Below are 18,793 nucleotides of genomic sequence, written 5' to 3' on the forward strand. Positions count from 1 at the left end.
CGGCCCGCGGGCAGCCGCCTGGCAAGCGCGCGGATCACACCAGTTCCACTTCGACCACGCCCGGCACGGCGCGCATTGCCGAGGCGATCTGCGGCGAGACGCGGTAGCCGCCATTCAGGGCAATCTCGACCTCGCCCTGCGCCTCTTCCTTGATCACGATGATGCTCACCTGGCTTTCACCGCGCTGGGTAAGCTGGGATTGGATCATCGAGGCAGGCCCATCGTTCCTGACGAAAATGCGCAGGGCCTTCTGAATGCGGCTTGCCTCGTCCTCCAGCGATTGCACGGAGTTGATGCGCAGGTTGACGCCCTCGGGCCTGTCCTCCGCCGCGACTGTGATGACAACGGAGCGGCCCGCTTCGAGGAGATCGCGGTACTGCGCCAATCCTTCTGAAAACAACACGGCCTCGTACTGGCCGGAGGTGTCGGAAAAGGCCACCACGCCCATCTTGTTGCCGGTGCGTGTCTTGCGCTCCTGCTTGCTGGTAACGGTGCCGGCAAGTCGGCCGGCGGAAGCGCCGCGCTTGACGGCGGCCGAGAACTCCGCCCAGTTCTGAACCCGCATCTTCTGCAGCGCCGCCTTGTACTCGTCGAGCGGATGCGCCGAGAGATAGAAGCCGACGACCTGGAATTCGCGATGCAACCGGTCGGCAGCGAGCCACGGATCGGTCGCCGGCAGATTGAGCGCCTGCGACTGTGCGCCAAGCGAGGCGCCGAAGATGTCGGCCTGGCCCGAAACGGCGTTCTGCTGGGCGAGCGACGCCAGCCCCATCATCCGTTCGACGCCAGCCAACATCTGGGCGCGATCGTGACCGAAGCAGTCGAGCGCGCCAGCCATGATCAGGCTTTCGAATACCCGCTTGCCGACGATCTTCGGGTCGACCCTTTCGCAGAAATCGGCCAGACTCTTGAACGGCTTTTCGCCACGAACGGCGACGATGTGCTCCACTGCGGCATCGCCGACGCCCTTGAGCGCGGCCATCGAGTAATAGATGCGGTTCTCGCCGACCTCGAAGGCACGGAAACTCGTCATCACCGACGGCGCCAGGACTTCGATGCCGAGGCGCAGCGCATCCTGGCGGAAGTCGGCCAGCTTGTCGGTGTTGCCCATGTCGAGCGTCATCGACGCCGCCAGGAATTCGACCGGATAATGCGCCTTGAGATAGGCGGTCTGGTACGAGACGACGGCGTAGGCGGCGGCGTGCGACTTGTTGAAACCATAGTCGGCGAACTTGGCCAGGAGGTCGAAAATGAAGTCGGCTTGCGGTTTTGCGACGCCGCGCTCGACAGCGCCCGTGACGAAGCGTTCACGCTGCTTGTCCATCTCGGCGCGGATCTTCTTGCCCATGGCGCGGCGCAGAAGGTCGGCTTCGCCGAGCGAATAGCCGGACAACTCCTGCGCGATCTGCATCACCTGTTCCTGGTAGACGATGACGCCTTGCGTCTCCTTCACCAGATGATCGATCTTGGGATGAATCGAGGCCATCTCCTCCTCGCCATGTTTTCTGGCGTTGTAGGTCGGGATGTTTTCCATCGGTCCCGGCCGGTAGAGGGCAACCAGCGCGATGATGTCCTCGATGCAGTCGGGCCGCATGCCGATCAGCGCCTTGCGCATGCCGGCACTTTCCACCTGGAACACGCCGACCACCTCGCCGCGCGACAGCATCGCATAGGTATCGGGATCGTCGAGCGGAATCGTCGCGAGATCGATGTCGATGCCGCGGCGACGGATCAGCTTCACCGCCGTCTCCAGCACCGTCAGCGTCTTCAGGCCGAGGAAGTCGAACTTCACCAGCCCGGCCTGCTCGACATATTTCATGTTGAACTGGGTGACAGGCATGTCGGAGCGCGGATCGCGGTACATCGGCACCAGTTCCGACAAGGGTCGGTCGCCAATGACGATGCCGGCGGCGTGCGTCGAGGCATGGCGGTAGAGGCCCTCCAGCTTCTGCGCCATGTCGAGCAGCGTCTGGACGATCGGTTCCTTCTCGGCCTCCTCGGCAAAGCGCGGCTCGTTGGCGATGGCGTCGGCGAGCTTGACCGGATTGGCCGGGTTCTGCGGCACCATTTTTGAGAGCTTGTCGACCTGGCCATAGGGCATCTGCAGCACGCGGCCGACGTCGCGCAGCACGGCGCGCGCCTGCAGCGTACCGAAGGTGATGATCTGGCCTACCTGGTCGCGGCCGTATTTCTGCTGGACGTAGCGGATCACTTCCTCGCGGCGATCCTGGCAGAAGTCGATGTCGAAGTCGGGCATCGACACGCGGTCCGGATTGAGAAAGCGCTCGAACAGCAGCGAGAAGCGCAGCGGATCGATGTCGGTGATGGTGGTGGAATAGGCGACAAGCGAACCGGCGCCCGAACCACGCCCCGGCCCGACCGGAATGCCTTGCGCCTTGGCCCATTTGATGAAGTCGGCAACGATCAGGAAGTAGCCGGGGAATTTCATCTTCTCGATGATGCCAAGCTCGAATTCGAGCCGCTCACGATATTGCTCGACCGTGTAGCCCGGTGTCGGTCCGTGCAAGGCGAGCCGTGCGTTAAGCCCCTCGCGCGCCTGGCGCGCCAGTTCCTCGGCCTCGGCCTTTTCGGCCGCGTCCTTGTCGGAGGCATCGCCGCCCGTGAACCGTGGCAGGATCGGGCTGCGGGTTTTCGGATAGTAGGAGCAGCGCAGCGCAATCTCGATCGTGTTGTCGATCGCTTCCGGCAGGTCGGCGAACAATTTCGCCATATCGGCCTGGCTACGCAGGAAATTGTCCGGCGACAGCCGGCGGCGGGTATCGACGGCGACGACCGAACCCTCGGCGATGGCGATCAACGCATCATGCGCCTCATATTCGTCGCGCGAAGAGAAGAAGGCCTCGTTGGTGGCAACCAGCGGCAATTCATGGGAATAGGCGAGATCGATCGAGGATTTCTCGATCATGCGATCGTAGCCCGAGACCCGGTCCAATTCGACATAGAGGCGGTCGCCGAACATCGTCTTGAGAGTGACTAGGCGCGCCTCGGCAAGATCGCGCCGATCTTCCTTCAGGGCTATGCCGATCGGGCCGCGCGGCCCGCCACTGAGACAAATCAGGCCGTCACATTGGCCGTTCATCATTTCGGTGGTCAGGTGTACCGCTTCACCGGGCGGTGTTTCGAGGTACACGCGGCTGACCAGCCGGACGAGATTGGAATAGCCGGCTTCGGTGGCCGCGATCAGCACGACCGGCCGCATATCGGGACCTTGCCGACGGCGATCACGCTGGCCGTCGCTGTTTTCGCCGGAGAAGGCGAGCGCGATCTGGCAGCCGATGATCGGCTGGATGCCTTCCTTCACCGCCTTCTGGGCGAACTCCAAGGCGCCAAACAGATTGTTGGTGTCGGTGACGGCGATGGCCGGCGCTTCGTCTTTCACCGCGTGGTCAACGATCTTGCCGAGTTGCAGCGCGCCCTCGAGCAGCGAATAGGCCGAATGCACGCGAAGATGGACGAACGACCGCGCCGGCACCTCCGGCCGCGCGGCCGCAATTGCTGCTTCGCGCTTCAGGGGATCGCGTGGAAGTCTGTCATCCGCCATGGTTTCTCGCGCTGCCGAAGGTCTTTGAGTCGATGGAAATGTATTGTCCGGACCGGGCGATACCAGTCCAGCACAAACGACTACTGACCACAGGGATCCAGCCCGCTCACGCAAACTCCATGATTATCGCGTCCACGGCCAGGCTGTCGCCCGGTTTGGCGTTGAGTTTCGCCACGACGAGATCGCGATCGGCGCGCAGCACGTTTTCCATCTTCATCGCCTCGACCACGGCCAAAGTCTCGCCGAACTTGACCTCCTGGCCTTCGGCGACAGCGATCGACACGACGAGGCCGGGCATCGGGCAGAGCAGCAGTTTCGATGTGTCCGGTGCCACTTTCTCCGGCATCAGCCTTTCCAATTCGGCGGTGCGCGGCAGCATGGCGCGCGCGGTCACCGACATGCCCTTCCAGGCGATGCGAAGGCCATTGGCGACAGGCCGGATCTGGGCCGCAACCCTGCGCTTGCCGACCGTGCCGCGCCAGATCAGGTCACCCGGCCGCCAATCGGACGAAACGGTCAGCGCCTTGCCGCCATCGATGGACAGGTCGATTTCCATCGGGATCGAAATCATGCCTTCGAGGATCGAAGCCGGCAGATAGTCTTCGCCGATCTTCACCACCCAATCGCGCTTGAGCGCTCCCGAATGCGGCGCCAGCCGTCCGCCCAGCCGGTCGAGGCGGTCGCGGCGCAGCAGTTCCACCGCCGTGACGATCGATGCCAGCACGGCTCTTTCCTCGCTGTTCGGCACGACGGGGGCAAAACCGTCCGGATATTCCTCCGCGATGAAGCCGGTCGATATCGCCCCTTCCCGCCAGCGCGGATGCTGCATCAGCGCCGCCAGGAACGGGATGTTGTGCTCGATGCCGTCGACGACAAAGCTGTCGAGCGATTCCGACATAGCGTCTATCGCCTCGAGCCGCGTCGGTGCCCAGGTGCATAGCTTGGCGAGCATCGGATCGTAGAACATCGAAATTTCCGAGCCTTCGGTGACGCCGGTATCATTGCGGATGACGATGTCGCCGAACTGTCCTTCCTCCGGCGGCCGATAGCGCGTCAGCCGGCCGATCGACGGCAGGAAATTCCGATAGGGATCCTCGGCGTAGAGCCGGCTTTCCACCGCCCAGCCGTTCAGCTTCACGTCGCTCTGCCTGATGGCGAGTTTCTCGCCGGCGGCGACGCGGATCATCTGCTCGACCAGATCGATACCTGTGACGAGCTCAGTCACCGGATGTTCGACCTGCAATCGTGTATTCATTTCAAGGAAATAGAAGTTCTTGTCCTTGTCGACGATGAATTCGACGGTGCCGGCGCTCTGGTAGTCGACGGCCCTGGCCAGCGCCACCGACTGCTCGCCCATCGCCTTGCGCGTCTTGGCATCGAGGAATGGCGACGGCGCCTCTTCCGCCACCTTCTGGTTGCGGCGCTGGATCGAGCATTCGCGTTCGCCGAGATAGAGCGCGTTGCCATGCGCGTCGGCCAGCACCTGGATCTCGATGTGACGTGGGTCGACGACGAATTTTTCGATGAAGACGCGGTCGTCGCCGAACGAACTCTTGGCCTCGGAGCGGGCCCGGTCAAAACCGTCGCGCACTTCCGACCTGTCCCAGGCAATGCGCATGCCTTTTCCGCCGCCGCCGGCCGAGGCCTTGATCATCACGGGATAGCCGATTTCGCCGGCTATCTTTTCGGCATGGTCGGCATTTTCGATGACGCCAAGCCAGCCCGGAACCGTCGAAACCTCAGCCGCGTTGGCGAATTTCTTCGATTCGATCTTGTCGCCCATCGCCTTGATCGCCTTGGGCTTCGGCCCGATGAAGACGATGCCTTCCGCTTCCAGCGCTTCGCAGAACGTGGCTCGCTCGGACAGGAAGCCATAGCCCGGATGCACGGCCTGGGCGCCGGTCGCCTTGCAGGCGGCGATGATCTTTTCAGGAACGAGATAACTCTGCGCGGCGGGTGATGGCCCGATATGCACCGCCTCGTCGGCCATTTCGACATGCACGGCATCGCGATCGGCGTCGGAATAGACGGCGACCGTGGCAATGCCCATCTTGCGCGCCGTCCTGATGACGCGGCAGGCGATCTCGCCACGGTTGGCGATCAGGATCTTGGTGAACATGCGGGCAGAATTCCCCTCCGGCAGACAGTTCAGTTCTATGGACTATGTCGCCATGTCTCAAGTACCGGCATGGCGCCATGAAAGTCGCCGCTACCGACGCACCATCGCGCCCGCTGCCGGGCCGGCTATCGAATGGTGTGCTATCTGCGTCACCAAAGCCGACATTTCGTCTCATCTGACAGTTGATGAGCAGCCCAAAACCTGAAAACTTGGCTACAAAAATCGCCTCTGGAGGAATTGCCCGATGAAAACCCGCGCCGCTGTAGCTGTTGGAGCCGGAAAGCCGCTGGAGATCATGGAGGTCGACCTCGAGGGACCGCGCGATGGCGAGGTACTGGTCGAGATCAAGGCGACCGGCATCTGCCACACCGATGAATTCACGCTGTCGGGCGCCGATCCCGAAGGCATCTTCCCGGCCATTCTCGGCCATGAAGGCGCCGGCGTCGTCGTCGATGTCGGCAAGGGCGTCACCTCGGTCAAGAAGGGTGACCACGTCATTCCGCTCTATACGCCGGAATGCCGGCAGTGCCCGTCCTGCCTGTCCAGAAAGACCAATTTGTGCACCGCCATCCGTGCCACGCAAGGCCAAGGCCTGATGCCGGACGGCTCGTCGCGCTTTTCGATCGGCAAGGACAGGATCTTCCATTACATGGGCTGCTCGACCTTCTCCAATTTCACCGTGCTGCCCGAGATCGCGGTCGCGAAGGTCAATCCCGACGCCCCCTTCGACAAGATCTGCTACATCGGCTGCGGCGTCACCACCGGCATCGGCGCCGTCATCAACACCGCCAAGGTCGAGCAAGGTGCTACATCAGTGGTCTTCGGCCTCGGCGGCATTGGCCTCAACGTCATCCAGGGCCTGAAGCTTGCCGGCGCCGACATGATCATCGGCGTCGATTTGAACAACGACAAGAAGGAATGGGGCGAGCGCTTCGGAATGACACATTTCGTCAATCCGAAGGAGATCGAGGGCGACATCGTCCCCCACCTCGTCAACATGACCAAGCGCGGTGCCGACCAGATCGGCGGCGCCGACTACACGTTCGACTGCACCGGCAATACCAAGGTGATGCGCCAGGCGCTGGAGGCTTCGCATCGCGGCTGGGGCAAGTCGGTCGTCATCGGCGTCGCCGGCGCCGGCCAGGAGATTTCGACACGGCCTTTCCAGTTGGTCACCGGCCGCAGTTGGATGGGCACCGCCTTCGGCGGCGCACGCGGTCGCACAGACGTGCCGAAGATCGTCGACTGGTACATGGACGGCAAGATCCAGATCGACCCGATGATCACCCACACGCTGAAGCTCGAGGACATCAACAGGGGATTCGACCTCATGCATGAGGGCAAGTCGATCCGGAGTGTCGTGCTTTACTGAAGACGGCCACACGCCGCCAGCCAACCGGCCAGCGACCTCTGTGGTGAAACATGGGAGGAAGTAAGAATGGCGGAGAAACTGCATCCGAAAATCGACAATGGCCTGCCCAGGGAAAGCGCAAGCTTTGCCGGCGGCACGTTGGTCTGCGCCTGTACCAGCAACCCGGTCAAGGTGAGGGTCAAGGGCCAGATCGCCCACAACCACGCCTGCGGCTGCACCAAATGCTGGAAGCCCGAAGGCGCTATATTCTCTGTGGTAGCGGTTGCCGGTACCGGCGATGTCACCGTCACCGAGAACGGCGACAAGCTGAAGGTGGTCGACCCGTCAGCGCTGATCCAGCGTCATGCCTGCACCCAATGCGGCGTCCACATGCACGGACCGGTCGAGCGCGACCATCCGTTCAAGGGCCTGTCCTTCATCCACCCTGAGCGCTTCGAGGAAGACGGCTGGTCGCCTCCGGGCTTCACCGCCTTTGTCTCGTCGATCATCGAATCGGGTGTCGACCCGAGCCGGATGGACGGCATTCGCGGCAGGCTGAGGACAATCGGCCTGGAGCCTTACGATTGCCTCAACCCGGGCCTGATGGACTACATCGCCACCTGGACGGCCAAGAAGTCCGGCGCTTTGCCGGCCTGACCGCTATGAGATTTCAGGCAGGGGCCGGACATGTTTCCGGCCCCTGCGCGTTTTCTGGAGAAACAATGCCCGCACCCGCCATCTACGTCGACGCCGACGCCTGCCCGGTGAAGGCCGAGGTAGAAAAGGTCGCCGAGCGCCATGGCATTGTCGTAACCTACGTCTCCAATGGCGGCCTGCGCCCTTCCCGCGACCCGATGATCCGCAATGTCGTGGTCTCCAAGGGCGCCGATGCCGCTGACGACTGGATCGTCGAGAACGCCAAGTCCAACGACATCGTGGTGACGGCGGACATTCCGCTTGCCGCCCGCACGGTGGCGCTCGGCGCGCATGTGCTGGGACCGACCGGGCGGCCCTTCACACCCGAGACGATCGGCATGGCGGTGGCGATGCGGGACCTCAAGAAGCATCTACGCGAAACCGGCGAAAGCAAGGGCTACAACGCCAGTTTTGCGCCGCAGGACCGCTCGCGTTTCCTCGGCGAACTCGACCGTATCTTGCGGCGGGCGCTGAAATCCGCCACACCAAGCTAACAACAAAGCGCCATCCAGGTGGAGACCGCCATGGCCGCCGAAACCCCGGTTAAGAATCCGATGCAGCGCCATATGCTGTTCGCAGTCTCGGCTTGTATCGGTGCGTTTGCGCTGCTCGTGGCGTTGCTGCTGCACGCCCCGCTCGCCTACTCGATCGGCGCCAACGCATTTTTCGCCGCTTACGTCATTCTTGTCGTCAGCCAGATGCCCAAACTCACCGGCAAATATCTCAGCAAGAATGCACGCGCCACCGATCAGCCGGTGCTGGTCATCTTCGCTGTGACGCTCGTTGTCGTCGGCGTTGCCGTTATCTCCCTGTTCCTGCTGATCAATCGGAAGGACGGAGGTCACCCGATCGAACTCGGCTTCGCACTGCTGTCGATCCCGCTCGGCTGGTTCACAATCCATGCCATGGCGGCGCTCCATTATGCCCATGTCTACTGGATGGACGGCGACGCGGTCGACACCGACACCAACAAGAAGATCCCGGTCGGTGGCCTGCTGTTCCCGGGCGACAAACGCCCCGAGGGCTGGGATTTCCTCTACTTCTCGACCGTCATCGGCATGACGGCGCAGACCGCCGACACCAACATCTCGACGACGCACATGCGTCGTGTCGTGCTTGTGCACTCGGTCCTGTCGTTCTTCTTCAACACGGTCATCGTCGCCGCGGCCGTCAATCTCGCCGTCAGCCTGGGTGGTTCGTAATAAATCCGTGATCGGATGAAACATCGGTTTGGATCGCGACGTATCAGGAGGACAATGAACGCGCAGGCCAAGCCGCAAGGCCGGGAGACCAGACAAGATGGAATCGGTTGCCAGAAGCCAATCCGAAATTGAACCGGGTGTCCCCGCTTCAAAAGAGAAAACATTGATCTATCGCCAGTCGCGCTGGACGCGGCTGACACACTGGCTCTGGGCCATCTCGTTGTTTTTCATGCTTCTTTCCGGCCTGCAGATCTTCAATGCCCGGCCGCAGCTCTACATCGGCAAGCAATCCGGCTTCGGCTACAACAACACCATTTTCGCCATAGGCGCCGAGAATACGAATGCCGGGCCGCGCGGTTATACCGAAATCTTCGGGCACCGTTTCGACACGACCGGCGTTCTCGGCTGGTCGGGCCCAGCTGGTAACGAGACAGCGCGCGGTTTCCCATCCTGGGCGACGATCCCCTCCTACTATGACCTCGGTACCGCCCGCGTCATCCATTTCTTCTTTGCCTGGATACTGACGACGACCTTGGTCGTCTGGCTGGTCGCCAGCCTGATCAACGGCCACATCCGCCGCGATCTGGCGCCGCGCCTGGATGATCTCAAGCGCTTGCCACAGGACATCGCCAACCACGCCAGGCTCAAATTCCATCACACGCGCGAGTACAACACGCTGCAGAAAATGGCTTATGGCGGCGTGCTGTTCGTGCTCTTGCCGCTGATGATCATCACTGGTCTCGCCATGTCGCCGAGCATGGATTCGGTGCTGCCGTTTCTCAACGATCTGCTCGGCGGCCGGCAGACCGCACGCACCATCCATTTCAGCGTCATGGTTCTGCTGGTCGCCTTCTTCGTCGTCCACATCCTGATGATCCTTGCCGCCGGCCCGATCAACGAACTGCGCTCGATCATCACCGGCTGGTACCGCACCGATCCTCCCGTGCATGACTCCAAAACGTCCGAGAGGAGTGTCTGACATGGCGAAATTTGAGATCAGCCGCCGAAAATTCCTCACCGCCGCCAGCCTCGGCGCTTCCGGCATCATGCTGTCGGGCTGCGATGCCTTCGATAGCGGCCTCGGCATCGGTGGCGGCTTGCGCAGTTTCCTCGAAAACGCCAATGGCCTGACCCACAAGGCACAACGGTTGCTCGGCGGCGGCAATTCGCTGGCGCCGGAATTCACCGAGGCCGATATCCGTCAGCCTATGCGGCCAAACGGAGTCACCGCGCCGGATGACGACACATACAAAGCCCTGCTCACCAACAACTTCGCCGATTGGCGTCTGGAGGTGTCAGGCCTCGTCGAAAAGCCGTTGTCGCTCACCCGCGAGCAGCTCATGAACATGCCGAGCCGTACCCAGATCACCCGCCACGATTGCGTCGAAGGCTGGAGCTGCATCGCCAAATGGACAGGTACGCCGCTGGCGCTGGTGCTCGACCAGGCGGTGGTCAAGCCGCAGGCGCGCTATGTCATGTTCCACTGCCTCGACACGATCGACCGCAGCCTGTCCGGCGACATCAAATATTACGGCACCATCGACCTGATCGATGCCCGCCACCCCCAGACCATCCTTGCCTATGGCGTGAACGGCAAACCGCTGCCGGTCGAGAACGGCGCGCCGCTGCGTGTCCGCGTCGAGCGCCAGCTCGGCTACAAGATGCCGAAATATCTCTACAAGATCGAACTGGTCGACGGCTTCGCCAATGTCGGCGGCGGCCGCGGCGGCTATTGGGAAGACAATGGCTACGACTGGTATGGCGGGATTTGAACCGCGCACGGCAAAACGATGATCGGCCCATGGGGGGCCACGAGCCGATTAGTTACGCCTGGCCAGGGCACCGGATGGAAAACCGTTTGGCGGTTTTCGCAAACCCGATGCTCAATGACGAGATGAAGCCCCCCGCCAGCTCAGAAGCCGGCGTAAATCCATTGGCCGCCAACGAGGATTGCAAGCCTATGCCGGCCGGTCCAACATCTCGATGAACACGGTCCGCATCATCTCAAGGCGGCATACAGCCGAACCGGCGTGCGCCGTCAATCGGAACTGGTCCGGCTGGTCAGCATCATCGATCACCGTGACAGCGGCACATCGTAGAGTGATCCGAGTGATCGCCGGTTTCGCCGCCATCGCGCCCTTCAAGGAACACTTGCGAGGTCGCAGTTCGCCACGTTGGTAGCTAACTGTGCGCTAGCAAGGTCGGCGATAATCTCGATTTCACCCGGTTTTCTGTGCTCCGTCGTCTGACAGGTTGGGGTAAAATCCCTCTTGTCGAGCCAAGGAAATTAGGTGCGAAAGCCTCAGCCAAGATCCGCCAGCCTGCAAGACATCGAGCCGTCTTCGCGCGTTTGGTGGACGAATGCCCAGAGAGCTATGTCCACAATATTCTTTGCGCTCGCGATTTCTTGTTTTTTCTTCAGTTGCATTATCGGCGTAATTTTCGAGAGTTTTGGAAGACCACGATCGCCTGATATCGAGAAAGGATTCATATCCCTGGCCCATGACAAAATGGGGGACTTCTATGGAACTCCATTGGAAGCGTTTTTTGGAACCGGTCACGGCCCATTCTGCGCACTCTGTTTGTTCTTCATCGGAACCATGTTGTCTCCGGAAGTCCGGCGCGGCGAAAAACCTATACCAACAGAACGCCTATTCGGCAGTGTAGCCATTTTATCGTTTGGTGTTTTTCTAGCTGTCTGGTGGCGTGGCTTTTGACCGGCCAACTCATGCCAGGCGTTCAAACTTCTTAAGCAACCTTGTCGAGCAAAGGCTTCAGCGCCGGATGAATCTCCGGCGAGGCATGCTTGATCAATGTCAGCAGCGCGCGTTCGTTCTCGTACAACGGCCGGTCCGCGCCGATATGTTGGATCAGCCATTTGGCTTCGCCGGCATCGATCGTCTCGGCGCGGCGGGCCAAGGCCTCGGCCGCCCTGTTCTTGGCTTCCCACTCGGCCTCAATGTCGTCCGGAGAGCGATAGGCCTCGATGATGCCGGTAAGGCCGCCGGAGACCATGCGGCTGTAGAAACCGCCGATTTCCGGATCGGCGTGTTCGAGGAAGGTTTCCTGGCGCAGCGCCACGTCGCGGGTAGGCGCCTCGTAACCGGCCGAGCACATGACGAAATTGGCGATCGCCTTGACGAACAGGTCGTTCCAGGACGGATCGTTGTTGGCCTGGGCTGTCCGCTCGTTGATCCTGAACAGCACCTCGGCCTCGGCCCGGGTGATGGCGATGTTGCCGTCGCCGCCATGGGCATGGAGGATACGGCGCAGAAGCTCGACTTCTGCCTTGGCGATCAATCCGGGCACCAGCGCACCGCCGAGCATCAGCGGTCCCTTGCCGTCGACGACCGCATTGGCGACCTGCTCCAGCGCGTAGACGCAAAGCCGGCTCGGGGAGGATTTCGCCTCTTCCAGCACATGGACCAGCAATTCGAGTTCGGTCCGGCTGTCGACCATGCCGTCGCGCGAAATCGTGCGGACCAGCCAGTCGGCATTTTCCTGTGAAATGTAGCCTTCCGGCCTTTCCTGGCGGACGATGTAGTCGGTGACCGCCTCGACGAAGAACGGTGCCCAGTCCGCGCACTTGTCCCGCGCCGTCTGGTCGAGCGCGAACAAGGCCTCGGCTTCGCCCCGGGTCACCACGCCGTCGGCGAACACGTCGCGGCGCAGCATCGCCACATCCTCTGAAGCGATGCGGTTCTTCGAAGTCAGCCCCGCCACCGGCGCACTCATGATCAACTCGCCCATCCGCCGTCCCCCTCCGCCCAACGCCTCACATCGGCCTGCTATATCAGGAGTATCTTGAAAAACTGCCAAATGGCGTGGTTAGCGAAGACTTGTCAGCCAATGCATGTCGCCCAAAAGTGTGCAGCGGTTTTGGGAGAACGACATGCATCAACACAAAGATCTAAAGCGCGACGCGCTTAGATGTCGCTGGGAGGTGACAAGGTGTCGCCGACGGGCTATGGATGGCGCGTCGAGGGCTCACGGTTTGAGTCCTACCTGTTTGCGGGAGAGAGCAGCGAGAGCTGCCGCCGAAGGGGAAATCGCCCGAAATCTCTCAGGCAAAAGAACCGTAGACGGGAAAGACACTCTGGAAAGTCGGGGCTTGCCCCCGCGCCGAAGGTGTAAGCGCCGCTGACAGAGTTCCGGCTGCGCGAGTCTCTCAGGCTTCAGACAGAGGGGCACGGACTGGTCGCCATCAGCGACCGATTGCGTGCGACTCTGGAGACGACATGACGGGCGACGACGATAGACACCTTCCTCTCGAAGATATCCACACTGCGGCCGGAGCGCGCTTCGGCGCCTTTGCAGGCTGGTCTATGCCGCTGACCTATCCGGCCGGCGTCATGAAGGAGCATCTTCACACCCGCGAACATGCGGGCCTGTTCGACATCTCGCACATGAAGCTGTTCGAGGTCAGCGGGCCGGATGCCGTCGCGCTGCTCGATCGCGCCTGCCCTTTGGATGCCGGCGCGCTCGAAATCTCGCAATCCAAGCTGACCTTCTTCCTCAATGAGGCGGGCGGCATTCTGGATGACCTGATCGTCACCCGGCTCGGCGATACGAGGTTCATGGTGGTCGCCAACGCCGGCAATGCCGTCGCCGACGAAAAGCATCTGCGCGCGCTGGCAGCCGATTTCGATTTGAAGGTCGAGCCTCTCGACCGCGTCTTCCTGGCGATCCAGGGTCCGGAAGCCTGGGCGGCACTTTCCCGCGCCGGCCTCGAGACGGGCTCGCTGCTGTTCATGCATGGCATCGAGCCGCGAAAAAGCTGGTTCATGAGCCGGTCCGGCTACACCGGCGAGGACGGTTTCGAGATCGGCCTGCCGGAAGCCGATGCAAGAGAACTCGTCGCCAAACTGCTCTCGGACGAGCGCGTACTGTGGATCGGGCTCGCCGCGCGCGACAGCCTGCGGCTCGAAGCCGGCCTCTGCCTGCATGGTCAGGACATTTCGCCGGAGATCGACCCGGCCGCGGCGGCGCTAATGTGGGCAATCCCGAAAGAGATCCGTGCTTCCGGCACCTTCATCGGCGCCGACGCGTTGCGCGCCGCCGTGGAGCGGGGCCCGGCGCAAAAGCGCGTCGGGTTGAAGGCCGATGGCCGCCAGCCGGTACGAGCGGGCGCAACCCTTTTCGATGCCGACGGCAACCCTGCCGGCCATGTCACATCGGGCGGCTTCGGCCCCTCGGCCGGTCATCCGGTCGCCATGGGCTATGTCGCCACCCCGCTGGCCAAGCCCGGAACACGGGTTTTCGCCGACGTGCGCGGCACGAAGATCCCCGTCGATATCAGTTCCCTGCCCTTCACCCCTCATCGCTACCGCAAAGGATAGACCCCATGGCAAAGATCTATTTCACCGCCGATCACGAATGGCTCAGCGTCGAGGGCGGCGTCGCCACCGTCGGCATCACCAACTACGCGCAGGAGCAACTCGGTGACCTCGTCTTCGTGGAACTGCCAGAAACGGGAAAGAAGCTCGCCAAGGGCGATACCGCCGTCGTGGTCGAGTCCGTCAAGGCGGCCTCCGACGTTTACGCGCCGGTCGACGGCGAGATCACCGAGGCCAATGGCACGCTGTCATCCGACCCTTCGCTGGTCAACTCGGCGGCAACCGGCGCCGGCTGGCTATGGAAGATGAAGCTCGCCGACGAAAGCCAACTCGCCAGCCTCATGGATGAGGCCGCCTACAAAGCCCATATTGGCTGATATCAGGACGCATTGACATGACCGCTGCACCTTACCCCTTCTCGGCCCGTCACATCGGCCCCGGCCTTGCCGACGTCAGAGCCATGCTCGCCGTCCTCGGTGTTCCCTCGGTCGAGACGCTGATCAGTCAGGCCGTGCCGAGATCGATCCGCCTGGACCAGCCGCTGGCCCTGCCCGCGCCGGCCAGCGAAGCCGAAGCGCTCGCCGAATTGTCGACGATCATGGCAAGGAATACCGTGCTGAAGAGTTTTATCGGCGCCGGTTACCACGGCGTCCACGTGCCGCCGGTCATCCAGCGCAATCTGTTCGAGAATCCAGCCTGGTACACCGCTTACACACCTTACCAGGCCGAGATCAGCCAGGGCCGGCTCGAAATGCTGTTCAACTTCCAGACGCTGGTCACGGAACTGACCGGCCTGCCGGTGGCATCGGCTTCATTGCTCGACGAGGCAACCGCGGTCGCCGAAGCGGTCGGCATTGCGCTTCGCCACCACCGCGACAAGCGCACGAAGGTGGCGCTCGCCGGCACGCCGCACCCGCAGACGCTGGACGTGGTGCGTACCCGCGCCGAGCCACTCGGCATCGAGATCGACGGCGAGGCGATCGACGACAACACCGCCGCCCTGCTCGTCTCCTGGCCGGATACTTTTGGCGTCTATGGCGACCACAAGGCGGCGATCGAAAAAGCGCGCGCCACCGGCGCCCTTGTCGTCTTCATCGCCGACCCGCTTGGCCTGACGCTGACCGACGCGCCGGCGAAACTCGGCGCCGACATTGCCGTCGGCCCGATGCAGCGCTTTGGCGTACCGATGGGCTTTGGCGGCCCGCACGCCGCCTATTGCGCCGTCGCCGACAGACTGACGCGGCTGATGCCCGGCCGCCTGGTCGGTCAGTCGACCGACAGCATGGGCCGTCCCGGCTACCGCCTCGCCTTGCAGACACGCGAGCAGCATATCCGCCGCGACAAGGCAACGTCCAACATCTGCACGGCGCAGGCGCTGCTTGCCAATATGGCCACCGCCTACGCCATCTGGCATGGCCCGGTTGGCCTGCAGGCGATCGCCGGGCGCGTCCATGCACTGGCCAACCGCCTGGCGAGCGGCCTCGAGGGGGCGGGTGTATCGGTGCTCGGCTCCAGCCGTTTCGACACGGTGACGGTGGAGGTCAAAGGCAAGGCCACCCGGATCGCGGCCGCCGCCGAAAAGACCGGCAGGCTGCTGCGTGTGCTCGACGCCGACCATGTCGGGATCAGTTTCGACGAGACGTCGACCGATGCCGATCTCGAGGCGATCGCGGCCCTGTTCGACGCCAAGGCTGCTTCTGCCGCCGACAGCACGGTGCCCGGCAAGCCGCGCGGCAAGGAGTTTTTGACCCAGCCGGTCTTCCACGAGAACAAGTCGGAGACCGAGATGATGCGCTTCCTGCGCCGGCTGGCCGACAAGGACCTGGCGCTCGACCGCGCCATGATCCCGCTGGGCTCCTGCACCATGAAGCTCAACGCCGCGGCGGAAATGATGCCGGTGAGCTGGCCGGAAATCGCCAATTTGCATCCCTTCGCGCCCGCAGCGCATTCGGCCGGCTACCGCGCCATGATCGGCGAACTGGAAGGCTGGCTGTCGGAGATCACCGGCTTCGACGCCGTGACCTTGCAGCCCAATGCCGGCAGCCAGGGCGAATATGCCGGGCTGCTCGCCATTCGCGCCTATCATCGCTCGCGCGGTGAAGGCCATCGCACCGTCTGCCTGATCCCCTCCTCCGCGCATGGCACCAATCCGGCGAGTGCCGCGATGGCCGGCATGAGCGTTGTGGTCGTGCGCTGCCTGGAAGACGGCAACATCGACATGGACGATATGCGCGCCAAGGCCAACGAGCATTCCAGGAATCTCGCGGCGCTGATGTTCACATACCCCTCCACGCATGGCGTCTACGAGGAAGGCGCGCGCCACCTCTGCGCGCTCATCCATGAGCATGGCGGACAGGTCTATTTCGACGGCGCCAACCTCAACGCCCTGGTTGGGCTTGCCCGTCCCGGGGACATCGGCGCCGACGTCTGCCACATGAACCTGCACAAGACCTTCTGCATCCCGCATGGCGGCGGCGGACCGGGCGTCGGTCCGATCGGCGTCAAGGCGCATCTGAAGCCCTATTTGCCCGGCCATGTCAGCGAAGGCTCGGCGCATGCCGTGGCCGCCGCGCCCTTCGGCAGCGCCTCCATCCTGCCGATCACCTGGATGTACATCCGTATGATGGGCGCTTCCGGCCTGAAGCAGGCGACCGAGACGGCGATCGTGTCCGCCAACTACGTGGCGACGCGGCTCGCCCCGCACTTCCCGCTGCTTTACAAGGGCAGGAGCGATCGTGTTGCCCATGAATGTATCCTCGATACCCGCGTGCTCAAGGAGAGCGCCGGCATCGGTGTCGAGGACATCGCCAAGCGCCTGATCGACTATGGTTTCCACGCGCCGACCATGTCGTTCCCGGTCGCCGGCACGCTGATGGTCGAACCGACCGAGTCCGAGCCCAAGCGCGAGTTGGACCGGTTTTGCGAGGCGATGATCGCCATTGCCGGCGAAGCAGCGAAAGTGGCCAGAGGCGAATGGCCTTTGGCCGACAATCCGCTGGTCAACGCGCCTCATACATCAGCCGAGGCGCTGGCCGGTCAATGGACCCACCCTTACTCGCGCCTCGAAGCGGCCTATCCCGCCGGCGACGCCGACACAGCGGCAAAGTACTGGCCGCCGGTATCGCGCATCGACAATGTCGCGGGAGACCGCAACCTGGTCTGCTCCTGCCCGCCGCTGTCGGACTATCTGGGTGCTGCCGAATAGCTACGCAGAGCGCAAGGCCCGCTTGATCGGTTCGGCCTTGCCCATCCTATTGCGGCTGATCACGCAATTTCGCCCCGCGCGCTTGGCGGCATAGAGCATGGTGTCGGCCCTGGCCAGCACCTCGTCGAGGGTGCTGCCGTCGGCTTCGCCGAAGCCGATCCCGCCGCTGACCGTGCTGCGCAAGGGACCGAGCGGGGTGGGCACGACTTCCGTGCCGAAAGCAACGCCGATCTTGCTGGCAAGATCATAGGCCCGCTCGTCCGTCATGCGCGACATGACGATTGCGAACTCCTCGCCGCCCAAACGAAAGGCGTCGACCCCGGTCCTGGCATATTTCCTGATGACGGCGGCGAAGCGGCACAGGACCTGATCCCCGACCGGGTGTCCATAGATGTCGTTCGTCCGCTTGAAGTGATCGAGATCGAACATGACGATCGCCATGAACGGGCTGAAGGTGCGCTCGCCATAAAGCGACGTCAGACCCCGACGGTTCATCAGTCCGGTCAACGGATCGGTCATGGTTTCAGCCTTGAGCTCGATCTGCGCCTGCAGATGATGGAGCGAAAGCGTCAACGCGCCGAGGCCGGTCATACAGGCCACCGCAACGACCGAGTTGAGGCGCTCGGCCCAATTGTCGGGCGCGACGCCGAGCGTCCACTGCCCTTTGGCCATCAGAACCACGCCGCAAAGGGCAAACGACAGCGCACAAGTGCCGCTCAGGAACGACACCACCAGCAGGATGCGGCGATCGTGACTGCCATTGATCCAGAACATGGCCCCGATCGTCGAGAGCAGCGCGGTAACCGTCGCGTAGGTGATCACGAAACCGATGCCGTCAAGGCCCATGAAGGTCACGGCCGCACAGACAGCTATGGCGGCAAATGTCGGCGCAATCGCACGCCTGTGGTCCGGCACACCGAGATATTGCATGGCCGAAATGCAGATGATCAGAAAACCCAGGCTGAGCAGCGCCAGCGCGATCTGGCAAAGCAGCGGATCGGGCTCCCTGGTGTAGCGCCAGAACAGGATCACATGCGCGACGAGCACGAGAATGCCGCATGCCACGGTCAGCACGAATCCGGCCCGCGGCGCGGTGGCCCAGATCGCGAACATGGTGGCGCTGAGACAGATGCCCGACAGCGCGGCTGCGAGCAGGAGCGAACTGAAATCCAGCATATCGGGCGGGTGCCTCTCGAGCGTCGGCGGTTGCGCCGCATTCTAGGTCGGCGGCAGCCCTCGGACATGGTTTTCAGGCGATCTGTCCGCCCAACCTGCGGATAGGGTTTACAAAGCGTCGATGCCACCTGTCCCGAAACCGCACC

At 62.8% G+C, this 18,793-nt stretch carries 14 protein-coding genes and 1 riboswitch; of the genes, 10 read left to right on the forward strand and 4 right to left on the reverse strand.

The genetic code is table 11. The features are described 5' to 3' along the window. Positions 1–34: 34 nt before the first annotated feature. Both dnaE and FJW08_RS02940 read right to left on the reverse strand, forming a co-directional pair. On the reverse strand, positions 35–3,562 hold the full coding sequence (gene dnaE, locus FJW08_RS02935; protein WP_140808697.1) for a DNA polymerase III subunit alpha: 3,528 nt from the start codon (positions 3,560–3,562) through the stop codon (positions 35–37). A 106-nt stretch (positions 3,563–3,668) separates the two neighbouring features. Further along, positions 3,669–5,681 carry an acetyl/propionyl/methylcrotonyl-CoA carboxylase subunit alpha gene (locus tag FJW08_RS02940; protein WP_140757615.1) on the reverse strand — a complete coding sequence of 671 codons (2,013 nt, stop codon included), beginning with the start codon at positions 5,679–5,681 and terminating at the stop codon, positions 3,669–3,671. Positions 5,682–5,925: 244 nt separating this feature from the next. Between FJW08_RS02940 and FJW08_RS02945 the strand changes: the two genes are divergently transcribed. The 7 genes from FJW08_RS02945 to FJW08_RS02975 all read left to right on the forward strand — a co-directional run bounded on the left by FJW08_RS02945 (position 5,926) and on the right by FJW08_RS02975 (position 11,647). Further along, positions 5,926–7,053 (forward strand): S-(hydroxymethyl)glutathione dehydrogenase/class III alcohol dehydrogenase, encoded by a 1,128-nt coding sequence (locus FJW08_RS02945; RefSeq protein ID WP_140808699.1) that lies wholly within the window; start codon positions 5,926–5,928, stop codon positions 7,051–7,053. A 66-nt stretch (positions 7,054–7,119) separates the two neighbouring features. Then, positions 7,120–7,689 carry an S-(hydroxymethyl)glutathione synthase gene (gene gfa, locus FJW08_RS02950; RefSeq protein ID WP_140808701.1) on the forward strand — a complete coding sequence of 190 codons (570 nt, stop codon included), beginning with the start codon at positions 7,120–7,122 and terminating at the stop codon, positions 7,687–7,689. Positions 7,690–7,754: 65 nt separating this feature from the next. Then, positions 7,755–8,222: a YaiI/YqxD family protein gene (locus FJW08_RS02955; RefSeq protein ID WP_140808703.1), complete on the forward strand. Its 468-nt coding sequence runs from the start codon at positions 7,755–7,757 to the stop codon at positions 8,220–8,222. A gap of 30 nt (positions 8,223–8,252) precedes the next feature. Further along, positions 8,253–8,930: a DUF1345 domain-containing protein gene (locus FJW08_RS02960; RefSeq protein WP_140808705.1), complete on the forward strand. Its 678-nt coding sequence runs from the start codon at positions 8,253–8,255 to the stop codon at positions 8,928–8,930. A gap of 97 nt (positions 8,931–9,027) precedes the next feature. After that, on the forward strand, positions 9,028–9,909 hold the full coding sequence (locus FJW08_RS02965; protein WP_140808707.1) for a cytochrome b/b6 domain-containing protein: 882 nt from the start codon (positions 9,028–9,030) through the stop codon (positions 9,907–9,909). 1 nt (position 9,910) lies between these two features. Continuing rightward, the gene (locus FJW08_RS02970; RefSeq protein ID WP_140808708.1) at positions 9,911–10,702 is read left to right on the forward strand and encodes a molybdopterin-binding protein; all 792 of its coding nucleotides are present in this window, start codon (positions 9,911–9,913) and stop codon (positions 10,700–10,702) included. Positions 10,703–11,221: 519 nt separating this feature from the next. Further along, positions 11,222–11,647: a hypothetical protein gene (locus FJW08_RS02975; protein ID WP_140808710.1), complete on the forward strand. Its 426-nt coding sequence runs from the start codon at positions 11,222–11,224 to the stop codon at positions 11,645–11,647. Between the two features lie 31 nt (positions 11,648–11,678). On the opposite strand, the gene FJW08_RS02980 is transcribed toward FJW08_RS02975, so the two are convergent. Then, the gene (locus tag FJW08_RS02980) at positions 11,679–12,680 is read right to left on the reverse strand and encodes a hypothetical protein (protein WP_140808712.1); all 1,002 of its coding nucleotides are present in this window, start codon (positions 12,678–12,680) and stop codon (positions 11,679–11,681) included. Positions 12,681–12,932: 252 nt separating this feature from the next. Continuing rightward, positions 12,933–13,019, forward strand: a riboswitch (glycine riboswitch). Between the two features lie 149 nt (positions 13,020–13,168). On the opposite strand from FJW08_RS02980, the gene gcvT reads away from it, so the two are divergent. Genes gcvT through gcvP form a run of 3 tightly spaced genes read left to right on the forward strand, consistent with a single transcriptional unit; the run spans position 13,169 to position 17,471 of the window. Beyond that, positions 13,169–14,269 (forward strand): glycine cleavage system aminomethyltransferase GcvT, encoded by a 1,101-nt coding sequence (gcvT, locus tag FJW08_RS02985; protein WP_140808714.1) that lies wholly within the window; start codon positions 13,169–13,171, stop codon positions 14,267–14,269. Between the two features lie 5 nt (positions 14,270–14,274). Beyond that, positions 14,275–14,643: a glycine cleavage system protein GcvH gene (gcvH, locus tag FJW08_RS02990; RefSeq protein ID WP_140760607.1), complete on the forward strand. Its 369-nt coding sequence runs from the start codon at positions 14,275–14,277 to the stop codon at positions 14,641–14,643. 17 nt (positions 14,644–14,660) lie between these two features. Continuing rightward, positions 14,661–17,471, forward strand: a complete 2,811-nt coding sequence (gene gcvP / locus FJW08_RS02995; protein ID WP_140808716.1) for an aminomethyl-transferring glycine dehydrogenase — start codon at positions 14,661–14,663, stop codon at positions 17,469–17,471. On the opposite strand, the gene FJW08_RS03000 is transcribed toward gcvP, so the two are convergent. Then, the gene (locus FJW08_RS03000; RefSeq protein WP_140808718.1) at positions 17,472–18,647 is read right to left on the reverse strand and encodes a GGDEF domain-containing protein; all 1,176 of its coding nucleotides are present in this window, start codon (positions 18,645–18,647) and stop codon (positions 17,472–17,474) included. Between the last annotated feature and the right edge of the window lie 146 nt (positions 18,648–18,793).

The organism is Mesorhizobium sp. B3-2-1 (genome assembly GCF_006439515.1).
Taxonomy (GTDB): domain Bacteria; phylum Pseudomonadota; class Alphaproteobacteria; order Rhizobiales; family Rhizobiaceae; genus Mesorhizobium.